Origin of the sequence: Bacillus sp. AR4-2 (genome assembly GCF_008274865.1) — a bacterium.
Lineage (GTDB): Bacteria > Bacillota > Bacilli > Bacillales > Bacillaceae_G > Bacillus_A > Bacillus_A cereus.
The window spans coordinates 4815838-4834406 of record NZ_CP031062.1; the positions used below are offsets into that span (position 1 = coordinate 4815838).

An 18569-nucleotide genomic window follows, 5' to 3' on the forward strand; every position below is an offset into this window, starting at 1 on the left:
ACAAAAAGCCCCTATGTCTACGATAGACATAGGGACGATTATTCACCGTGTTACCACCCAGTTTGCATAAATAGCATAGCTACTCATACCACTCTTAGCAATAATATCGATTGCTAGTCCGCTTAGCATTACCTAAGATACTCCAGAGTGTAATTCGCAAGTTTGTTTGTGCTAGGTTCCAGCAACCCCTAGCTCTCTCGTTAACAGTGACAAACTGCTACTGGGCTCTTTCAACGTATGTTATTTGTTAAATTATTAGCCATTATATTGAATTGAAAACAAATTGTCAACAATACCCAAATATTATTTTGAAATAATTCATATCTTCATACGTATTTTGTTATTCCTTATCTTCTCCAATAATCCTTACTTCTCGCTCCAACTTCACGCCAAATTTCTCTTCAACTGTCTTTTGTACGAAGTGAATTAAATCGATGTAATCTTGTGCTGTTCCGTTATCAACATTCACCATAAACCCAGCGTGTTTTAAAGAAACTTCTACTCCACCAATTCGCTTACCTTGTAGTCCTGAGTCTTGAATTAACTTACCAGCAAAGTTATTTGGTGGGCGCTTAAATACGCTACCACATGAAGGATATTCTAGAGGCTGTTTTGACTCACGTTTAAACGTTAAATCATCCATTTTTGCTTTAATTTCTTCATGTACACCTTCTTCAAGTTCAAATCTCGCTTCAAGAATAATGTAATGGTTGTTCGCAAATACACTCTTACGATATCCAAATTCAAATGCTTCTTTCGTCAAAGTACGTAGCTCTCCATCACCTGTCATTACGACAGCTTCTGTTAATACAAACGAAATTTCACCGCCGTATGCACCAGCATTCATATATAATGCTCCGCCAACTGAACCTGGAATACCACAAGCAAACTCAAGACCCGTTAAGTTATGGTCTAAGGCAATACGTGATACGTCAATAATTGCTGCACCACACTGTGCTACAATCGTCGTTCCTGTTACAGTAACACCTGTAATATGAATTAAACTTACTGTAATCCCGCGAATTCCACCATCTTTAATAATGACATTCGATCCATTTCCTAAAAACGTAACTGGAATATTATATTCGTTCGCATATTTGATAACTTCTTGAATTTCATCATAATTTGTAGGCGCAACAAAAACATCTGCTTTTCCGCCAACTTTAATATGCGTATGATTCTTTAACATTTCATCTTGTTTAACATGTCCTTCAGGCAATACCGTACTTAAATATTTATAAACCTCTTGCATATTCATTTTACGATTCCTCTATTTCTATATTCATTTTATCCCGTTATACGGGCCCATAATATCCCCACGTACATGAAAGAACCTAAAGTGGTGGATACAGTGTACCCAAAATCAATTCGAGACACCTATAAACCTCTTAATTTATAAGAGGTGCCACTCATATTAAAATATATATTGCATAATAAAGCAACCCAAATGGACTACTAAACTTGACATGTCATCAGAAAGACAACAATTTGTAAAATATGTGACTTTTTCAAAACACTATCCCTCAGTATCTTACTATACCACACAAAAAGAAAGTGGTATTTTTTTGTACTTTTTACTTTATTTACATCAATAAAAAAAGAGCACATCCCACAGAATGCGCTCTTTCTATACTCTTTATATTACTTTTCGTTCTCTTCTTTTTCTTTATCAAACCATAACAGCTCATCGTTATCAACTTCACCATTATAATTGATTAAAATTTCTTCTCCTGCTTTTATATCTTTATAAGCATAGAAGTTAAACGTATGGTTCTCGAAGACAATATCATACGTTGCATTCGGTGTATATGAATGATTGAATAACATACCATATCCTAAAAGGATTGCCGTATGATTGATTCCATACTCAAATGCGTAGTCAGCAAGTAATGTTTTCTCAATGTGTTCATGCTGTTCATTCGGATAAGAGATAACTGGTGCTGCGTGTATCAACTCACCTTTTTTAATATCACGAGTTGCAAATACACCTCTATTAAATTCTCCATCACTAAGTTCAGAAGTCTTAACTTCGATCATATGCGTCACCTATTTAATTCTTTCTTTGAAGTATTTTATTCCGCTATTTGCGGATAGCTTGATTGGTGAGAGCTAATAATCAGTATGTACTAGTCTCACTTTATCTCCTTAAGCTTGGCAGAAAACGCGCAGAAAAGCAATTAAATTCCTATCAAGTATTCGTTTCAATGAAAAAAGAGCACATCATTCGTGCTCTTTCCAAGCAATATTACTTTTCTAAAATATCTTCTAACAACTTCACTTGCTCGCTAACAGTTTGTAACGTCTTCACTGACGTATCATTTCGATGTTTTTCTTCTTCCACACTCGCTAGCACTTCTTCTGTAGCTGTAGAAGTTTGCTGAATTACGTTAGAAGCATGCGTAACATCCTTTACGATATTCGTTGTTTTAACTTGGAAACTTTCTTGATGAACAACAACCTCTCGCATTACTCCATTAATCGCATCAATAAACTTCCCTAAATCAGTTACATTTGTTAAAACGCTTGCTAACATCTCGTTACATTCTTCTTGTACTCTTTCTGACTTCTCTACCTGCACTTCTACCTTACTTGCTTGATTACTAAACTCCTTCAAAATCCCTTGAATTCTTCCCGCAGAACGATTTGATTCTTCAGCAAGCTTTAACACTTCACTCGCTACAATAGCAAAACCTTTTCCATGCTCGCCTGCCCTCGCAGCTTCAATATTTGCATTTAAAGCTAGCAGACTCGTCTGACTTGAAATATTCGTTATTACATCTACAATTTCATTAATTTGTTTCGATTGCATCATTAAATCTCTAAATATAATTCCAGACTGTGAAACAACATCATTTAAACTTCTCATGTTAGTTTCAAAATTTCTTAGAGTATGTACACTACCTTTTGAAATTTCTAAGCTTTCATCCACACGAGCCGATGCAGTTCTTACTTGAGAGATGATTTGTTCAATATTTCCCTCCATATCATTCAATACTTCTACCGAACGATACATCATCTCTGATTGTGATTGCGTACCAACTGCCACCTCTTCAAAGGCAAAATTAATTTCACTCATCGATTCCATCGACGTGTTTATATTTTGTCTTAAATGATTGAAATTACTATCTAGTTTCACAACTGTTTCTTCAATAAGTCTTTGCGTCTCTTCTAACTCCTGAGCTTTTCTCATTACTTCTTGCTTCTCATCACTTAAACGAAGGAGCAGATTAGAACCGATTTTCGTGACGCCCCACATAGCGATTGTTACAATCGCTAACAAACTTGCGAAATTAGCAGCTTCAGACGAGGCTGTATAAGCAAAAAATTGCTCCGGCCAATAGCTACAAAGGATAAATGTGATCACAACAGCTACCCCGCCAAGAATTAAAATGAGACGCTCACTTAAGTAAATAAGTGAAACAGCTAATGTAAAATAGACCATTTGAAATACAGCCGGGCTTTCATTAAAAGCTTGTACCATAATGTAAGACATTGTAAGCAACATAAATGTCATGATATATTTATACGCTGATTCCATACTTTTTATAAAAGTAAACAGCGTTCCAAATGCAACGACAGAAATACCACAAATCCAAAACGCTATGGCTCTCTCTGTAAAAATATATCCATAATACCCAATTGCGATTATCCCAAGAAAGAAACTACAAATCGTTATAAACAGTAATAAATGATTTTTCTGTGATTCTTTCTCAAGGTTAGAAAAACAAGTCCTCTTTAACCAATCCATATGAAGCCCCACCTTCTACTTATACATATCAATTACTTCAGTTTAAATACCGCACTTACTGGGTTATGATCGCTATTTTCAAACTTTAAATCTTTCCCTTGTACATTTACAATCTCTACATTCGGTGAAACGATAAAGCCATCAATAATAGTGACGAAATTTTCACCTTCTACATATTTCTTTACATCATCTCTCACAGTCATAACAGACGGATCTACAGCCCACTTAAAGCCACCGTCTGTAAAGTCCTTCGGTAACTCTACTAACCACTCAGGACGCTCTTTCACGAACTTCGGATCACTTAATTGAGCGTTTGAAACTAATTGATTCCAATCTCCGCCCATTATTACGTAATCACCATTTTCATAATGCTTGTTCATATATTCTTTTAAGTACTCTACTTGCTGTTTTCTAATTTTCCCGCCTTCATCATAAGCAGACAAATGTAAATTTACGAGTCTAACATGTTTCCCATTATTAACAGGAATTTTATATTCCACAATTGCTCGATCTAAATCAAACAAACGCTTTGGCCAAGGCTCCATTCCAGGCAGCTGGAACCTCTTCGCTTCTTGAACAGTGTATTTAGAAAACGTACTTAATCCAGCCTCCGCATATCCCATTGGATTTGTTATTGGCACTGGAACCCATTTCGTATCGTAGTTCTTGCCAAATGACGAAACATAATCAGGTAATCCTTTTTTCAAAAATTCATGTTCATTTACATCAAATGAACGAAGTGACTTTATATCAACTTCTTGTAATAGTGCAAAATCACTATTCTCATTTTGTAAAAACGAAAGCATATTCTTTAAATTAGTTTCCGTTTGCTCTTTACTACTTGAACCAGATCCCTTTCCACCATCCATAAAGAAATCTTGATCCTTATCTAACCCAGCATATCCAATATTAAATGTTGTAACTTTAAACTCATTTCCAGTCGCTAATACGCGCTCCTTATTATTCTCTACCTTCAAGCTTATAACATCAGCAGGCTGTTCTTTAGTAAGTGTCATATACGCTAGAAATCCTCCTACAATGCCCGCTACTACTAAAACACATGTAAATACGATTTTTAAAAATTTCTTCAAATAAATGACTCCTTTTCACGCGAATTTATTTTTCTTTATTTTCAGTCAAATAAAACAAAACGACACACATAAGAAACATTTTATCATAATTAAAACCGTATATCACTATATTTAGTTGATAAGTAATCGATCCCATTTTAATTACTTGAAAAACCTTCAGACATCAAAAAAAGAAACGTTACACCCACCTCCTCACTGGAAATTAAACGGTATATTTAGTACACTATATGTAATAATCCTAGGCGATGGAGTTCGCCATAAACGCTGCTTAGCTAATGACTCCTACCAGTATACATACTGGTAGGAGTCTATTTTTTTGAGCAAGCTATTTAAAGAGGTGAGAAAATTGATTTATATTATCGTCGGCATTGCCGGTATATTAGGAGCTCTTTCTCGTTATTATTTAGGTCTTAATATCACCACATTTTGGCATCATTCATTTCCATTAGCAACATTACTCATTAACTTAATCGGTTGCTTCTTCTTAGCTTGGCTAACTACTTATATCGCCCGGCTAAACATCTTACCTTCAGAGGTCATCACAGGCATCGGAACTGGATTCATCGGTTCCTTTACGACTTTTTCAACATTTAGTGTAGAAACTGTGCAATTGATTAATCATTCTGAGTGGAGCATAGCCTTCTTATATGTATCATGTAGCATACTTGGTGGCCTCATTATGTCTGGCCTTGGCTATACACTTGGAGATTTCTTAATTAAGAAATCTCTTACGGAAGGTGATTACTCATGATAGAAGCCTTATTAGTCGCAACAGGAGGATTTTTCGGTGCGATTACACGATTTGCAATTAGCAATTGGTTTAAGAAAAGAAATAAAACACAATTTCCACTTGCTACATTCCTTATTAATATAACAGGGGCTTTTTTACTTGGATATATAATTGGCAATGGGGTCACTACAGGTTGGCAACTATTATTAGGTACTGGATTTATGGGTGCATTCACTACATTTTCTACGTTTAAACTAGAAGCTGTTCAACTTCTCAATCGAAAAAATATTAGCACTTTCCTTTTATACTTAAGCGCTACTTACATAATTGGTATCCTCTTCGCATTCCTTGGAATGAAGCTAGGCGGAATATAAAAAAGAAAGCGACTCTATTGAGTCGCTTTCTTTCATAAGAAGTATGTTCCGCCATATGGAATGGAAAATACACCAGCTGGATGTACATTGTAATGTACAATTTGCATCGGAAGCTGTGAATACGGCATATACTGATTTTGCATCATTTGTGCAAAATATGCTTGTTGTTGCATTTGAATAGCTTGATTCATAGCATGAATTGTTCCCTGTGCCCCAGCCAGCGTAATAGCTGCTCCTACTTGTCTTCCATTATAAAAATGATGGTTCATCATGATTCATCTCACTTATTCTTTTTCTTCCATATGGTATGTTTCTATTTCATAGTGAGTGTTTCGTCCCTATTGGTAACCCCTATTTATTGCCCTTTTTCAGCTTTGAAGTAATAAATCCAAATAATAATACACCAATACCACTAAGGAACAATATATAACTTATCGGTACTAGGAAAAAGAAAGGTTCTTCAAGGAATCCATCCGCTCCTACTTTACTGTTTGAAGCATGTATAGTTAAAGAAATAATCGCTAAAATCATGAAAGAAATAGCTACTACGTATTTATTTTTCATCATATACTCTCCTTTAATTCTCACTGATTTTATTACCATCATAATACGCCTGAAATTATTAAAAATCAACAATTATTTATCGTTTTGCAATAAAAATGTTTTTCGCATCACAAAAAAGCTACAGATAATATTTTATCTATAGCTCTTCCAGTCAGTTATTTTGTGCCAAAGTATGCCTTTTGGAACATACACATTCTTATCGCATTATGATAATTACCATCAACGAAAAACTCATCGATAAGCTCACCTTCTATCATAAACCCAACTTTTTTATAAACATGTACTGCTTTTTCATTTTCCTTATCTACAACTAAATAAATCTTATGCATATTTAGTACGGAAAAAGCGTAATCCATTGCTAAACGCGTCGCATCCACTGCATAACCATATCCTTGATAATTCGGATCAATAATAATTTGGAATTCTGTTCTACGATGAATATAATCGATTTCTACTAACTCAACTAATCCAACCATTTCATTGTCTTTCTCAACGATAAATCGGCGTTCGCTTTGATCATGTATATGTTTATCGTATAAGTCTTGCAGCTCCACAAATGCCTCATATGGCTCTTCAAACCAATACGACATAATATGCGCATTATTATTCAGTTCGTGTACAAACTTTAAATCTTCTCGTTCTAATGGACGTAACTTCAATTCCTGATTCATTCCTATAACCTCCAAGTAAAAGAAACCTCTTCACTTAATTTCTCAATTTTTTTCGATTTCAAACGCCCTAATTTCATTGTAAACTTTCAAGCAACTTGAAGGTCAAGATGTAAAAAAGTAGTGCAAACTTACGTCTGCACTACTACTCTTTTCTCAAATCTCTCATATTCGATATGTATAAAGCAATAACTAAAACAAGAATTGCTCCTGCGTATAATAACGTCTCCATCGGTTCCTCATGAGACACAATAATCAATCGAATTAAGGCCGTAATTCCGATATAAATAAAATAACGTAACGGGAAATGATAGTTCGATTTAAAATACTTAATAATTAATGCAATGAACTCGAAGTATAAGAAATAGACGATGATACTTTCAACCAATTTATAAGACGTATACTCTTTTGCCGAAAAAATATACTGCACAAACGTAATTGTCTCATTCACTAAGAAAATCGATAACACAATGGATAATATAATTAAAGCTATATTTAATATCCATTGCAAAACACTAGCTATAACATGATCGATATTAAATGACTTCATTTTCTCTTTAGACTCCCCTTCGTATAAGTACTTATTTATTATAGCAAAATTACGATTGGAAAAAAGTTAAATCATATATTCGTCCTTTGTTGTTTCCAGTGTAGGGGAGATTTAGTGTGTGGAGAATTCTGTTTACAACCATACCCGACGAAACATGGAGAAACTCTTTCAAATTACCGTTCGTACATGTCGTACTAATGAGCAATGCATAATCTCGTATAGCATCCTCATGTGCCACTTTTGAAAAATCTTTACAACTTGTACAACGCCAGCCCTTCTTCACTTTAACCATTGGAATAACTAAGCATTTCTCACATTGTACTCCATTTAACAACTCCTCTTTTTCTATTTTATATTGCTCAAGTATATTTTGTTGAAGTGGAGAATGCTCCGTTATTATTTGATGAATGAGCCTATCTACATTATCTATAACTTTTCTCTTATATTTACTTTCAAACCACTTTATTTTATGAGGTAAATTTGCACTATGAATAATTGTATGAAGAAGATTGTCATCTGAAGATTTTATAATGGTACGAGGCGAGCTAATAACAACGAGGGACTCGATTGGAAGACTAGAGGAAAATCCATGTAAGCTTAACCATTTCTTTAATTGTATTTCTTGCCTTTTTATTTGTAAAACCGGATCTGGAAATCCCTCTGAATTTCCTTCTGTTATTCGGATAAGTTGATTAAACTTTGCATCAAACATTAATGTACCTGCTATATTTTTTATCTCAAGAAAAAGAAGAAACTTTGTGGAAATGATAATAGTATCAATTTGAAAGTATTGATCATGATTAGATAAGCGAACATCATGTAAAACACTATACTCTTTCTCAGAAATAAAACTAAGTGGATAATCAATTGCTTGCTCCCCTTTATACCCCGCCATGTGTTTTGCCAAGTTTTCTCCAATTAAATTTCGTTTTGGATGATGTACAGGTAACCTTCTAAGCAGTGCTTCTAACTGTCTTATATAAATCGGCATTTTTCTTTCTTTCACAATCACCTCAAACACCCCTTTACAAATATATCAACGATTTTTTCAATATATCTATCACAACTCACAATATATCAACGATTTTCTCAATATATCTATCACAACTCACAATATATCAACGATTTTTCCAATATATCGATTGGTCGACAATATCTGACACTACCTCACTCCAATCACTCACAGCATATCCTAGAAAAACACCTTCAGCAAAAACTTAAAATCGTATTTCCTCATAAAAAAACCATAACCCGCTCCTCCAGCAAAGTTATGGGTTTTAACCCTGCAATGCCACTCTATCTATAACTTTGCCGTGAAGTCCACAAAATCCATTTGTACTTATAGCAACTTTCACTTTTTTCACACTGAAACTATATACCCCAAAATCGTTTCACAACGTTATTACTTCCGCATAGCTACAATTAGCAATTACATTATTATTAGCGGCTTTCCTTCTTCTTTACAATGTATTTTTTGGATTACTCGTAGGCACTACAGTAATCTAGCGATTTTTTATAAATATGAACAAATTTTAGGAATTAGTTTATCTTTTTTTAATGTTTTATTTAGAGGCAGTTTATAGTCGGGTATTAACATAAGAAACGTAGCAACTAAGTTCATATATGACGCACTGCTACTATAATCGCTAACCGTACTACTTGAAATCATAAAATAAGGAGACGATAAAACATGAACAAAAAAGCAAAAGCACTATCATCCGTACTGCTCGGATTCACATTAGTATTAACAGGGTGTGCTGGTACTAAAGCTGAAGAAAATCACGGGAAACAAAAACAAGAACAAGTTGCTAAAGAAACAAAAAAGGAAAATAAATTAACTAAAGGGCAAAAAATGGCTAATATTCTTAGCGAGACAAATTGGCAAGGTACACGAGTGTATGACAAAGATAAGAATGACTTAACAAAAGAGAATGCAAACTTCATTGGTCTTGCAAAATATGATGCGAAGTCAGGCAGATATGAATTTTTTGATGCTAAAACAGGTGCAAGTCGTGGCGATAAAGGAACTTTCTTTGTCACAAATGATGGGAAGAAGAGAATATTAATTTCAGAATCAATGAAGTATCAAGCTGTCGTTGACATGACAAAACTAAACAAAAATGTATTTACTTATAAACGAATGGGGAAAGACGCTAACGGTAAAGATGTAGAAGTTTTCGTTGAACATGTCCCATATAAAGAAAAAGAACTTTCTTTCACTGATCCGGACAAGCAGCTGAACACGACTACAGGAGATATTGTTCAAAACGTTGATGGAGATAAAATTTTGGGCGGTACCCTTTGGCACGGAACAAAGGTATTAGACGAAGCTGGTAACGATGTAACACAGTTTAATTCGAATTTTATAAGTTTAGCAAAATTTGATGACAAATCTAATAAATATGAGTTCTTCAATAGCGAAACAGGTCAAAGCCGCGGTGATTACGGCTACTTCGATGTTGTACACGAAAATAAAATAAGAGCCCATGTTTCAATTGGAAATAATAAATACGGTGCTGCTCTTGAGCTTACTGAACTAAATAAGAATAAATTTACGTATAAAAGAACTGGTAAAGACCAAACTGGTAAGGATATAACTATATTCGTTGAACATGAACCTTATAAAGGTGATATGAAACCACAATTTAGTTTTTAATTGATTTGATTAAAAATCTACTTTTTATATTCGAAACATGAATTAGTATACGCTGACCGTTTTGTTCAGCGTATACTATTTTTTACATTGAATAACCACTACAGCTCATCAATTACTTTCGTTAGCTTTTGAAGCGCTGATAAAAGGTTTGTTAACTCTTCAGGTGATAAACTTGCATAATATTTTTCAGAAACCTGTTGCATATATGCGTCCATTTCTTTTTTATATAACAATCCTTTCTCACCTAATTCAACTGAAAATGCACGTTTATCTTCTGCATGTTGCCTTCTGAAAATATATCCTTCCGTTTCAAGTTTCACTAACTGCTGGCTAATGGCACTTTTCGTCACATTCATTTTTTCAGCTAACTCTTTAGGAGTGGATGATGGGTACCTAATAATTAATGTTAACAACGTATGTTGCTGATTATTTAAATTAAAATTCGTATAAGATCTTTCTTTCGTTTCAAGTAATATCCATAGTTCTTCAAGTGTTTGATTGATTTCCTCAGCTATATTTTTATTTATCATACTTCTCTCTCTCACCTTTTCTTCTCCAATTTTTCGGGTTTAAATACTTTTTATATTTTGCCACCACTTCTTTTCCAACAAAGACAGCACCTATCAAAAATAGAATTTCTCCTATTACTATACACCCCGGAATGACAATGGTCTTTACCTGCGTCGAAAGTGAAGTAAATGGTATGATTAAAGCACTTCCCCAAAGTAGAACATATATGATTAGAAGTCCTATTCCAATTTTAAAAAGCAATGGCTTTTTTTGTTTATTTTCGTTTGAAATTATTTCTTTTTCCATTTCAAAACCCCCGAATACAATTTAATTTAGTTTACTTAACTAAACTATATATCAAGATTGATTTGATTGCAAGACTTTAAAATGTATTCACTAAAATTGCGTTTACTTGAATTCCAACCACATATTTTGAAAATAATTTTATTTGTATTCCCTATAAAAAAACACTTCTTCCGTGGAAAAAGTGTTTTTTTATACTTAATGACTAATACTAGCTGTTGGGTATAATGTTGTTCCTCCAATTGAAACTTTTATTTCATTTGTTAATGGAACGTTTTGTTCATTAATAATTGTTCTCCACCATTCCCATGCAAGACCTGTACATTCTCTTGCTACAATTTTTATATTTTTTGAATTCGGTGGAAGAGGGATAACTGTAGAGTAATGAGCCGTTTTGTCTTTTCCACTACCATCCCACGTTTTATGTGTTAGTACTTCGTTACCCTTTTGATCAAATGTGAATTCATCCCAAGATACATCAAATTGAGCAACGTAAGCACCGTAATGATCAAGTGTCATTTTAGCACTTGAATATTCTGTAGTTGTCGTCTCAATATAATCTGTATTGTTATGAACAGCAGCAGTTGCATTATCTTTTAAGAAAGTACTTGTATATGAAATTGGGTATGCTGGATTTTTAAGACTTAATTCAGCATTATCTTTAATAATATTTCGGATTTCATTGAAATCTTTAGTAACAACCTTGTTATGTTCTTTCGCATCTCCGCCTAATACTACAGCAGTAAAGGTACTTTCTTCAAAAATATCTTTATACTGTCCACTTGTTTCAACGCTGTTATTCTTAAGTAAGGCTTTAAAAGCAGCTTGTACATCTTTGCTCTTAGATGTTGTTTCTAATTTTACATAAATCGTTCTACCATAAGCTACATTTGAAACCATAACAGGTGGAGCCGAATTATTTACGCCTTTTCGAGTTAACTCGTCAAAAGTAACGCTATTATCAAAAAGGTCGGATGGATTGTTAGGTAGTTCAGCACTTACCGTATAAAATATTTGCTTATACGCCGCTACCATCACTTTTTTCTCTCCATTTGCAACCGCATTAAAATCAATATTTAGACTGTTATCAAGATATTTAGCGTTAACATTAAGAGCACTTGCAATTTGTGATTTACTATAAACCATAGATTCCGTATACTGCATTCTTGCAGGTAACGTATGTGTTGTAGAATACTTTTCATTCCAAGTAGATACTAAATCGTCTACTGCTCCAGCTACATTACCATATGTCGGATTTTGGACAGTGATTGTATTTTCTTTTCTCATGCCCGGTAAGTCTATACTAATATTCAAAGGCTTTCTCTTAGCCACTAATAAACTCGGTTGATTGTCTGCAAAAGCTTTATTAGCAAGTTGTACAGCTCCTGGATACGTGCGATTCACTACAGAATCAATAATTGAAATATCGACTGGTGACGTTGTAAGTGATTTTTTCTCGCGTTCCACTACTACAAATTTACCATTTGAATTGATACTTTCTTTCGGAACAAAACTTTCTACTTTATCACCATTTACAGCTAAAACCTCTTGATTATTATATTTAAGATTTGCTATACCAGTATCAATGCCACTAGCATTTTTGGTTACATCAGTTGCATTACTTGCTTGTGTTTCTGCGAAGGAAATAGATGAATAATTAATAGTGCATAGACTAACTAATAAACATGCAAGGAACTTTCTTCTTTTAGTGTTTTTCTTAATATTCAGAAAAATCACCCCGTTCTTTTTTTAGTAAAATATGATAATGATTGCTAACTAATAAATTTACATAAATGCTTTTAAAAGTTCTTGAATTAACGGGATTACGCCACCTACAAATTTTAAAACTGCCATTGCGATTTCCATATTATTTCCTCCTTTTTATTGCTACGAAAATATGATTTATCTTTATGCCCTCATTATAGTGACCCCTTACACTTTTATCAATACACTCTGATATGCAATATTACATATAAAAAAACAAGCTGAATTCTTTTGAAAAATTATACAGAGATATTTTTTCGTTTGGTACATACTTGAAAAGGTGAAGCATTCTTTTGCATTTTATGAGTAATCACATAAAAAAAGCTGCTGCCTATAAAATACAGACAGCAACTTCAACTAGAGTGTCTTGCATAATCTACGCAAGACATTTTATAACTAATAAACTGCTATTGGCCCATAAGGACCATTAATAATTTCTATTTTTGTTTCAAAAATATCTGTCAAAAGTGTTGAGTCCATAACCTCTTCTACTGTTCCAAAAGCAGCAATTTGTCCATCTTTCATAGCACAAATTTTATCCGAGTATTTAGCTGCAAAATTTATGTCATGCATAACAGTCAAAATTGTTCTTCCAAATTCATTAGCTGCACGTCTTAAATGCTCCATCATTTGAACAGAACGAGCAACATCAAGGTTGTTCAAAGGTTCGTCCAAAAGTACATATTCCGTCTCTTGGCACAGTACCATCGCTACATATGCCCTTTGTCTTTGACCACCAGAAAGCTCATCTAAATATCTATTCTCTAAACTAGTTAAATCTAAGAAATCGATATATTTAGAAATGATAACCTCATCTTCTTTAGTCAACCTTCCCTTTGAATAAGGAAAGCGCCCAAATCCAACTAATTGTCTAACTGTAAGCCTAGTTACAAAATGATTTTCTTGTCGCAATATAGTCAAAACTTTTGCTAAGTCTTTTGATTTGGATTCAGAAACATCCATATTTGCTACCTGAATTTGGCCTTCATCCATATCTAAAAGTCTGCCAATCATCAAAAGTGTCGTTGACTTTCCAGCACCATTTGGTCCAATTAAAGAAGTAAAGCCTGCTTTTGGTATTTCAATATCCAAAGGTCCTATTTTTACCTTATCAGTATAGAACTTTTTAACATTATCAATTTTTATCATAAAGCCCTCTTCCTTAAAACTATAGTTAAGAATATGATTCCACCAAATAATTCAATAATAACTGAAACTACACCTTGAGCATGGAATACATGATACATTAAAAAGTATGCACTCGTCATTATTAAAAATCCTATAGCAAAAGCCATCGGAAAAATATATCTATGATCATAAGTTGACGCTGCCTGATAACTCAAAGTTGCCACTAAAAAGCCGTAGAAAGTAAGTGGCCCAATTAGAGCTGTTGAAATGGACATTAAAATAGCTACTAATACAAGCGTATAAATTACACTAGGTTGGTATTTAACTCCAAAAGAAGTAGCGACATCTTTTCCTAGTGATAAAACATTCAAATTCTTAGAATGAGCAAAAATTAATACCGCTACAATTATGATCATAGGAATTACAATAGGAAAATATGCAGGATCTGCATGATTAACAGAACCAAATAGTCTTGCTTGTAAAATATCAAATTCTGAAGGCGCAAGTAGTTTTCTCATGAAAGTTGACACAGAATTTAGCCCGGTACCAATAATAATTCCAACTAAAAGCATAAGTTGTAAATTCCCGTATTTACCGGAAAGTAACCATCCATAAAGTATCAAACTCATGAAGACCATAACAACAACTTGGAATAAAAATGAGCCAATTCCATTAAAATTTATTAACGCACTAGCACCAAAGAAGAATACTGTACTCGTTTGAATTGCTGAATAAAGTGATTCGAAACCTAAAAGTGAAGGAGTAATAATTTTATTATTCGTAATAGATTGGAAAGCAACTGTCGACAAGCTATGGCAAACCGCAGCAATAATCATTGCAACAATAGCTACTATCCTTCTCTTAACAACTGGGATAAAAGAAGGTGAATCTATCGGAACTGGATTGTTATACACTAAAAGTCCATATGAAGAAAGAAGACCTAAAGCAATCAATGTTATCAGTAAAATCCAATAACGTCTTGCTTCCTTCTTAGACCGAAAAGCGCTAGCTGATCTACTTTCATTATGAAGGCTAGAATCGATTTCGACATTTTCTTTTTTTCTATATTCTAATGTGATCATCGTAGCCTCCTTGGTTTTCTTTGTCTCAATAAAATAGTAATAAACACGACTGCTCCCACTGTTGCAAGTATTAAAGAAACAGGTAATTCAAAAGGCTGTATAATTGTTCGAGAAATGATGTCACAGGCAGTTATTGATCCCATTCCGATCACACAAACCCAAGGTAAATTACTCCTAAGATCATCACCTTTAAACATTGAAACGATATTTGGCACAATTAATCCTAAGAAAGGTAAGTGTCCAATAACTGCTGCAACAATTCCAACTGCAACAGAGATAAGAGCAGTCCCAAAAAGAACAATTCTATTGTAATTAACTCCAAGACTTGTTGCGACATCTTCTCCTAGTCCAGCTAAAGTCAATCTATTAGCATACATAAAAATAAGAAAAGTAATGATAACAATCAGCCATAAATATTCATATCTTCCCACCTGAATGTTAGCAAATGAACCTACAAACCAAGTTTCAATACTTTGCGTCTTTTGAAAAAGGAGTCCTAAAAAAGTAGACACTGCAGAAATTACTGCTCCAAGCATCAATCCAATAATCGGAACAATTAAAGACGAACGAAGCTTAACTCTTCTTAAAAATAGAAAGAAAATCATAGTTCCTATAAAAGAAAAAATGATTGCACCAGTCATTCTTTGAACTAAAGTCGGGGCAGGAAATAATAAATACACAAAAAGCAGGCCTAAGCCTGACCATTCAATAGTCCCCGTTGTAGTAGGTTCAACAAAGCGATTCTGTGTAATGAGTTGCATTACGAGCCCTGCCATCGCCATCGCAGCTCCAGTAAGCATTAATGCAGCTGTTCTCGGAACACGAGTTATGAAAAACATCTCTGTCCCGTCCTCTTGTCCACGTATATCATAAACTCCAGTAAACAGTGATATAATCCCTAAAATTATAACAACTATAACTGCTATTATAAAAGGTTTTGTCCATATTTTATTTTGATTATAAAACTGGGGTTGAGAAATATTCTCAACCCTAGAAATCATATTTTTTGACACTGTTTCGTACCCCTTTACACTACTTAGCTAAAGTTTTTGCCATATTTCCAAATAACTCTATATAAGTTTGAATTGATTCATTTGTGTAAGTATCTTCTGGTGCATAAATAACTTGTTTTTTAGAAACAGCAGTTGTGTTTTGAAGAGCAGGTGATTTAGAAATAACATCCTTAGCAGGTGTTGACTTAGCTGCATCAGATGTTGCAGCATCACGATCTAATACGAAAATCCAATCAGGATTTGTTTGTGCAATAGCTTCAACAGAAACGTCATCACCTTTATGACCTGCAGTAGAATTTGAAACTTCTAACGCTGGAGTCCAACCGAAAATTTCATACATTGGTCCCCAAACGCGACCAGAGTGCGGCGCAGCAAAACCAATATTACCACCAGTAACGATAACACTCATAACTTTATCTTTTCCGTTATAAGCAGATTTTGCTTTTTCAATAGATTTATCAAAATCAGCTACTAATTGTTTAGCTTCTTTATCTTTATTAAAGATTTTTCCTAAAGTAATTGTAGAATCTTTAAGTCCTTTTACTAAGTTTTCGCCAGGCTTAGTAGCTTTCTCAGAAACATCAAAATTAAGATCAATAACTGCTGCATTTGGTACTAATTTTTTGATTTCTTCGTAATGGTCAGCAAATCTTTGACCAACGATTACAAGGTCAGGGTTTGCCGCTGCAATAATTTCTAGATTTGGTTCACGGTGATTCCCAATATTTTGAACTTTTTCATCCTTTTTATATGCTGAATCAGCAGGCATGATATCCTTTGGAGCAGCCGCTAATTTAATTCCCCAATCAGATAAAGTTTCAAAAGTTCTGTTATCCAAAGCAACTACATTCTTTGGGTTTACAGGGACTTTAACAGTTCCATGAGCATCAGTGATTTCAACCGTTTTTGGCTTATCACTACCATTATCTTTATTATTAGCCTTCGAAGTTTCTTTACTTGAATCTGAGCAAGCTACTAACATTAAAGTGAAAACTGCTAGAATACTCACTAATTTTAAAAGCATAGATTTTTTCATATGTATACTCCTTATAGTGTGATTTATTTCGAAAATGATGACATCCATAGATTGAATTAGAAGGTAACTTTTATTCAATTGAATCGCTATTGATAATCATTTTCATTTGAACATCCTGTTAATTAGTATAGTCATTAATTCTGTGAAAATCTTGTGAATGGTGCGAATTCATAAAATCAGGCATAGAAAGTAATATGTGAAGTCGGGCGTATTGATTAACCTTTATTCTTCAGAGCGTGTCGATTTTTTTCGAGTAGACACTTTCAGTAGATCCGGTCTCAACTAATGCGAGCTAGAATCGTCCCCTCCACACTACCCAAAAGATGCTCATTAATAGCTAATGTTTTCATAATCCATTGCCTGATAGAAATATTCTTTTTACAGTTTTCATCTATTAATATTTCTCAGAAACTATTTGATTATCACATTTAACAAAAAAACGAGTAAAACTGAATGTAATAGTTTTACTCGTTTTCTATTACCTTATTTTATCATTCAATCATTGAATAGCCTCTGCCGTGTATCGTTTGAATATATCTGTCTTTCTTCTCGCACTTTAACTTTTTTCTTACATACCCAATATATAAGTCTACTACATTTGGATTTACTACTACGTTATATCCCCATACTTGATTCAAAAGCATTTCACGGCTCAATATTGTGTTTTTATTCTTGATTAAAAATACAAGTAAATCGTACTCTCGCTTAGTAAGCGACAGGTTTTCGCCACCTTTTTTCACAATATTGCTTGATGCATCAACAAAGAGATCTTTAAACTGAAAAAAGTTTATCTCCTTTTGCTGGTTACAATCACTTCTCCTTAAAATTGCTTGAACCCTTGCTACTAATTCTTCTTTCGCAAATGGTTTTCTGATATAATCATCTGCTCCTGCTTGTAACCCTGCTACGCAATCCTTGCTAGAAACATTGTCGGTCACAATAATGATCGGTGTCGTTTTAACTAATCGTATTTGTCTACAAATTTCTGGTCCGGATATACTTAATGAATCCCAATCCAATATGATAATATCCCAATCTTGTTCATATATTATATTTAAACCTTCGTTTTCATTGTGAAGTTTTAAAATGAAATAGCCTTCTTGCGTTAGACCGCTTACGATTTTCTTCGCTAAAGACCGTTCATTCTTAATTACTAAAACCTGCTTCACCGATGGTTCACCTCTACTTCAATATAACTTAGTTAGATAAAAAATTATCCCCAAAAAACAATTTAAGATTTATAAATTTAAAACTCCTAAATAATCCATTAAAACAGTTTATTAGGAGAACTCTATATAATCTTACAATAGGTATGGATAAAAACACAAAACATATAGAGATTTGAATAAAGT

20 protein-coding genes, 1 riboswitch and 1 other annotated feature are annotated in these 18569 nt (G+C 33.8%); of the genes, 3 read left to right on the top strand and 17 right to left on the bottom strand.

The window, feature by feature from the left end:
• Positions 1-27: 27 nt before the first annotated feature.
• Positions 28-243, bottom strand: a binding site (T-box leader).
• Positions 244-340: 97 nt separating this feature from the next.
• The 4 genes from murB to DN399_RS25055 form a co-directional block, all read right to left on the bottom strand.
• The gene (gene murB, locus DN399_RS25040; RefSeq protein ID WP_001057102.1) at positions 341-1258 is read right to left on the bottom strand and encodes a UDP-N-acetylmuramate dehydrogenase; all 918 of its coding nucleotides are present in this window, start codon (positions 1256-1258) and stop codon (positions 341-343) included.
• Positions 1259-1641: 383 nt separating this feature from the next.
• Entirely contained in the window at positions 1642-2037 is a 396-nt protein-coding gene (locus DN399_RS25045; protein WP_000573649.1) for an SET domain-containing protein, read from the bottom strand.
• Between the two features lie 208 nt (positions 2038-2245).
• Positions 2246-3748, bottom strand: a complete 1503-nt coding sequence (locus DN399_RS25050) for a DUF4077 domain-containing protein (protein ID WP_149150024.1) — start codon at positions 3746-3748, stop codon at positions 2246-2248.
• 32 nt (positions 3749-3780) lie between these two features.
• On the bottom strand, positions 3781-4839 hold the full coding sequence (locus tag DN399_RS25055; RefSeq protein WP_000714051.1) for an endonuclease/exonuclease/phosphatase family protein: 1059 nt from the start codon (positions 4837-4839) through the stop codon (positions 3781-3783).
• Between the two features lie 232 nt (positions 4840-5071).
• Positions 5072-5131, top strand: a riboswitch (Fluoride riboswitch).
• A 54-nt stretch (positions 5132-5185) separates the two neighbouring features.
• On the opposite strand from DN399_RS25055, the gene crcB (DN399_RS25060) reads away from it, so the two are divergent.
• Together crcB (DN399_RS25060) and crcB (DN399_RS25065) are read left to right on the top strand one after the other, a co-directional pair.
• Entirely contained in the window at positions 5186-5590 is a 405-nt protein-coding gene (crcB, locus tag DN399_RS25060; RefSeq protein ID WP_000639315.1) for a fluoride efflux transporter CrcB, read from the top strand.
• Positions 5587-5943, top strand: coding sequence for a fluoride efflux transporter CrcB (crcB, locus tag DN399_RS25065; RefSeq protein ID WP_000568587.1), 357 nt, complete (start codon positions 5587-5589; stop codon positions 5941-5943). Before crcB (DN399_RS25060) ends, crcB (DN399_RS25065) begins: the two co-directional genes overlap by 4 nt.
• Positions 5944-5975: 32 nt before the next feature.
• Here crcB (DN399_RS25065) and DN399_RS25070 read toward each other — a convergent pair whose 3' ends face one another.
• The 5 genes from DN399_RS25070 to DN399_RS25090 form a co-directional block, all read right to left on the bottom strand.
• The gene (locus DN399_RS25070; protein WP_074618690.1) at positions 5976-6215 is read right to left on the bottom strand and encodes a DUF3947 family protein; all 240 of its coding nucleotides are present in this window, start codon (positions 6213-6215) and stop codon (positions 5976-5978) included.
• A 79-nt stretch (positions 6216-6294) separates the two neighbouring features.
• Complete coding sequence (locus DN399_RS25075) at positions 6295-6546, bottom strand: DUF3955 domain-containing protein (RefSeq protein ID WP_113304556.1); 252 nt, start codon at positions 6544-6546, stop codon at positions 6295-6297.
• A gap of 116 nt (positions 6547-6662) precedes the next feature.
• Entirely contained in the window at positions 6663-7178 is a 516-nt protein-coding gene (gene speG, locus DN399_RS25080; protein ID WP_001071090.1) for a spermidine N1-acetyltransferase, read from the bottom strand.
• Positions 7179-7320: 142 nt separating this feature from the next.
• Entirely contained in the window at positions 7321-7725 is a 405-nt protein-coding gene (gene psiE, locus DN399_RS25085; protein ID WP_000834708.1) for a phosphate-starvation-inducible protein PsiE, read from the bottom strand.
• Between the two features lie 49 nt (positions 7726-7774).
• A complete protein-coding gene (locus tag DN399_RS25090) occupies positions 7775-8731 on the bottom strand; it encodes a nuclease-related domain-containing protein (RefSeq protein WP_149150129.1) in 957 nt (318 codons plus the stop codon).
• A 684-nt stretch (positions 8732-9415) separates the two neighbouring features.
• Here DN399_RS25090 and DN399_RS25095 point away from each other — a divergent pair.
• On the top strand, positions 9416-10381 hold the full coding sequence (locus DN399_RS25095) for a DUF4822 domain-containing protein (RefSeq protein ID WP_049108165.1): 966 nt from the start codon (positions 9416-9418) through the stop codon (positions 10379-10381).
• A 98-nt stretch (positions 10382-10479) separates the two neighbouring features.
• Here DN399_RS25095 and DN399_RS25100 read toward each other — a convergent pair whose 3' ends face one another.
• The 8 genes from DN399_RS25100 to DN399_RS25135 all read right to left on the bottom strand — a co-directional run bounded on the left by DN399_RS25100 (position 10480) and on the right by DN399_RS25135 (position 18386).
• Entirely contained in the window at positions 10480-10911 is a 432-nt protein-coding gene (locus DN399_RS25100) for a MarR family winged helix-turn-helix transcriptional regulator (protein WP_149150025.1), read from the bottom strand.
• Entirely contained in the window at positions 10901-11197 is a 297-nt protein-coding gene (locus DN399_RS25105; protein WP_000409981.1) for a transporter suffix domain-containing protein, read from the bottom strand. The genes DN399_RS25100 and DN399_RS25105 overlap by 11 nt, the downstream gene beginning before the upstream one ends.
• Positions 11198-11392: 195 nt before the next feature.
• A complete protein-coding gene (gene alo / locus DN399_RS25110) occupies positions 11393-12931 on the bottom strand; it encodes an anthrolysin O/cereolysin O family cholesterol-dependent cytolysin Alo (RefSeq protein ID WP_000576726.1) in 1539 nt (512 codons plus the stop codon).
• A 423-nt stretch (positions 12932-13354) separates the two neighbouring features.
• Positions 13355-14107, bottom strand: coding sequence for an iron ABC transporter ATP-binding protein (locus DN399_RS25115; RefSeq protein ID WP_000590071.1), 753 nt, complete (start codon positions 14105-14107; stop codon positions 13355-13357).
• Positions 14104-15168, bottom strand: coding sequence for an iron chelate uptake ABC transporter family permease subunit (locus DN399_RS25120; protein WP_000631245.1), 1065 nt, complete (start codon positions 15166-15168; stop codon positions 14104-14106). Before DN399_RS25120 ends, DN399_RS25115 begins: the two co-directional genes overlap by 4 nt.
• On the bottom strand, positions 15165-16181 hold the full coding sequence (locus tag DN399_RS25125; RefSeq protein ID WP_000042075.1) for an ABC transporter permease: 1017 nt from the start codon (positions 16179-16181) through the stop codon (positions 15165-15167). Before DN399_RS25125 ends, DN399_RS25120 begins: the two co-directional genes overlap by 4 nt.
• 19 nt (positions 16182-16200) lie before the next feature.
• Positions 16201-17217: a siderophore ABC transporter substrate-binding protein gene (locus tag DN399_RS25130; protein ID WP_000749445.1), complete on the bottom strand. Its 1017-nt coding sequence runs from the start codon at positions 17215-17217 to the stop codon at positions 16201-16203.
• A 491-nt stretch (positions 17218-17708) separates the two neighbouring features.
• Positions 17709-18386: a response regulator transcription factor gene (locus DN399_RS25135; protein WP_016123738.1), complete on the bottom strand. Its 678-nt coding sequence runs from the start codon at positions 18384-18386 to the stop codon at positions 17709-17711.
• Between the last annotated feature and the right edge of the window lie 183 nt (positions 18387-18569).

Excerpts from the sequence above, each read along its gene's own strand:
- murB (WP_001057102.1), bottom strand. The coding sequence starts at position 1,258 with ATGAATATGCAAGAGGTTTATAAATATTTAAGTACGGTATTGCCTGAA.
- DN399_RS25045 (WP_000573649.1), bottom strand. The coding sequence starts at position 2,037 with ATGATCGAAGTTAAGACTTCTGAACTTAGTGATGGAGAATTTAATAGA.
- DN399_RS25050 (WP_149150024.1), bottom strand. The coding sequence starts at position 3,748 with ATGGATTGGTTAAAGAGGACTTGTTTTTCTAACCTTGAGAAAGAATCA.
- crcB (WP_000568587.1), top strand. The coding sequence starts at position 5,587 with ATGATAGAAGCCTTATTAGTCGCAACAGGAGGATTTTTCGGTGCGATT.
- DN399_RS25070 (WP_074618690.1), bottom strand. The coding sequence starts at position 6,215 with ATGATGAACCATCATTTTTATAATGGAAGACAAGTAGGAGCAGCTATT.
- DN399_RS25075 (WP_113304556.1), bottom strand. The coding sequence starts at position 6,546 with ATGGTAATAAAATCAGTGAGAATTAAAGGAGAGTATATGATGAAAAAT.
- speG (WP_001071090.1), bottom strand. The coding sequence starts at position 7,178 with ATGAATCAGGAATTGAAGTTACGTCCATTAGAACGAGAAGATTTAAAG.
- psiE (WP_000834708.1), bottom strand. The coding sequence starts at position 7,725 with ATGAAGTCATTTAATATCGATCATGTTATAGCTAGTGTTTTGCAATGG.
- DN399_RS25095 (WP_049108165.1), top strand. The coding sequence starts at position 9,416 with ATGAACAAAAAAGCAAAAGCACTATCATCCGTACTGCTCGGATTCACA.
- DN399_RS25100 (WP_149150025.1), bottom strand. The coding sequence starts at position 10,911 with ATGATAAATAAAAATATAGCTGAGGAAATCAATCAAACACTTGAAGAA.
- DN399_RS25105 (WP_000409981.1), bottom strand. The coding sequence starts at position 11,197 with ATGGAAAAAGAAATAATTTCAAACGAAAATAAACAAAAAAAGCCATTG.
- DN399_RS25115 (WP_000590071.1), bottom strand. The coding sequence starts at position 14,107 with ATGATAAAAATTGATAATGTTAAAAAGTTCTATACTGATAAGGTAAAA.
- DN399_RS25120 (WP_000631245.1), bottom strand. The coding sequence starts at position 15,168 with ATGATCACATTAGAATATAGAAAAAAAGAAAATGTCGAAATCGATTCT.
- DN399_RS25130 (WP_000749445.1), bottom strand. The coding sequence starts at position 17,217 with ATGAAAAAATCTATGCTTTTAAAATTAGTGAGTATTCTAGCAGTTTTC.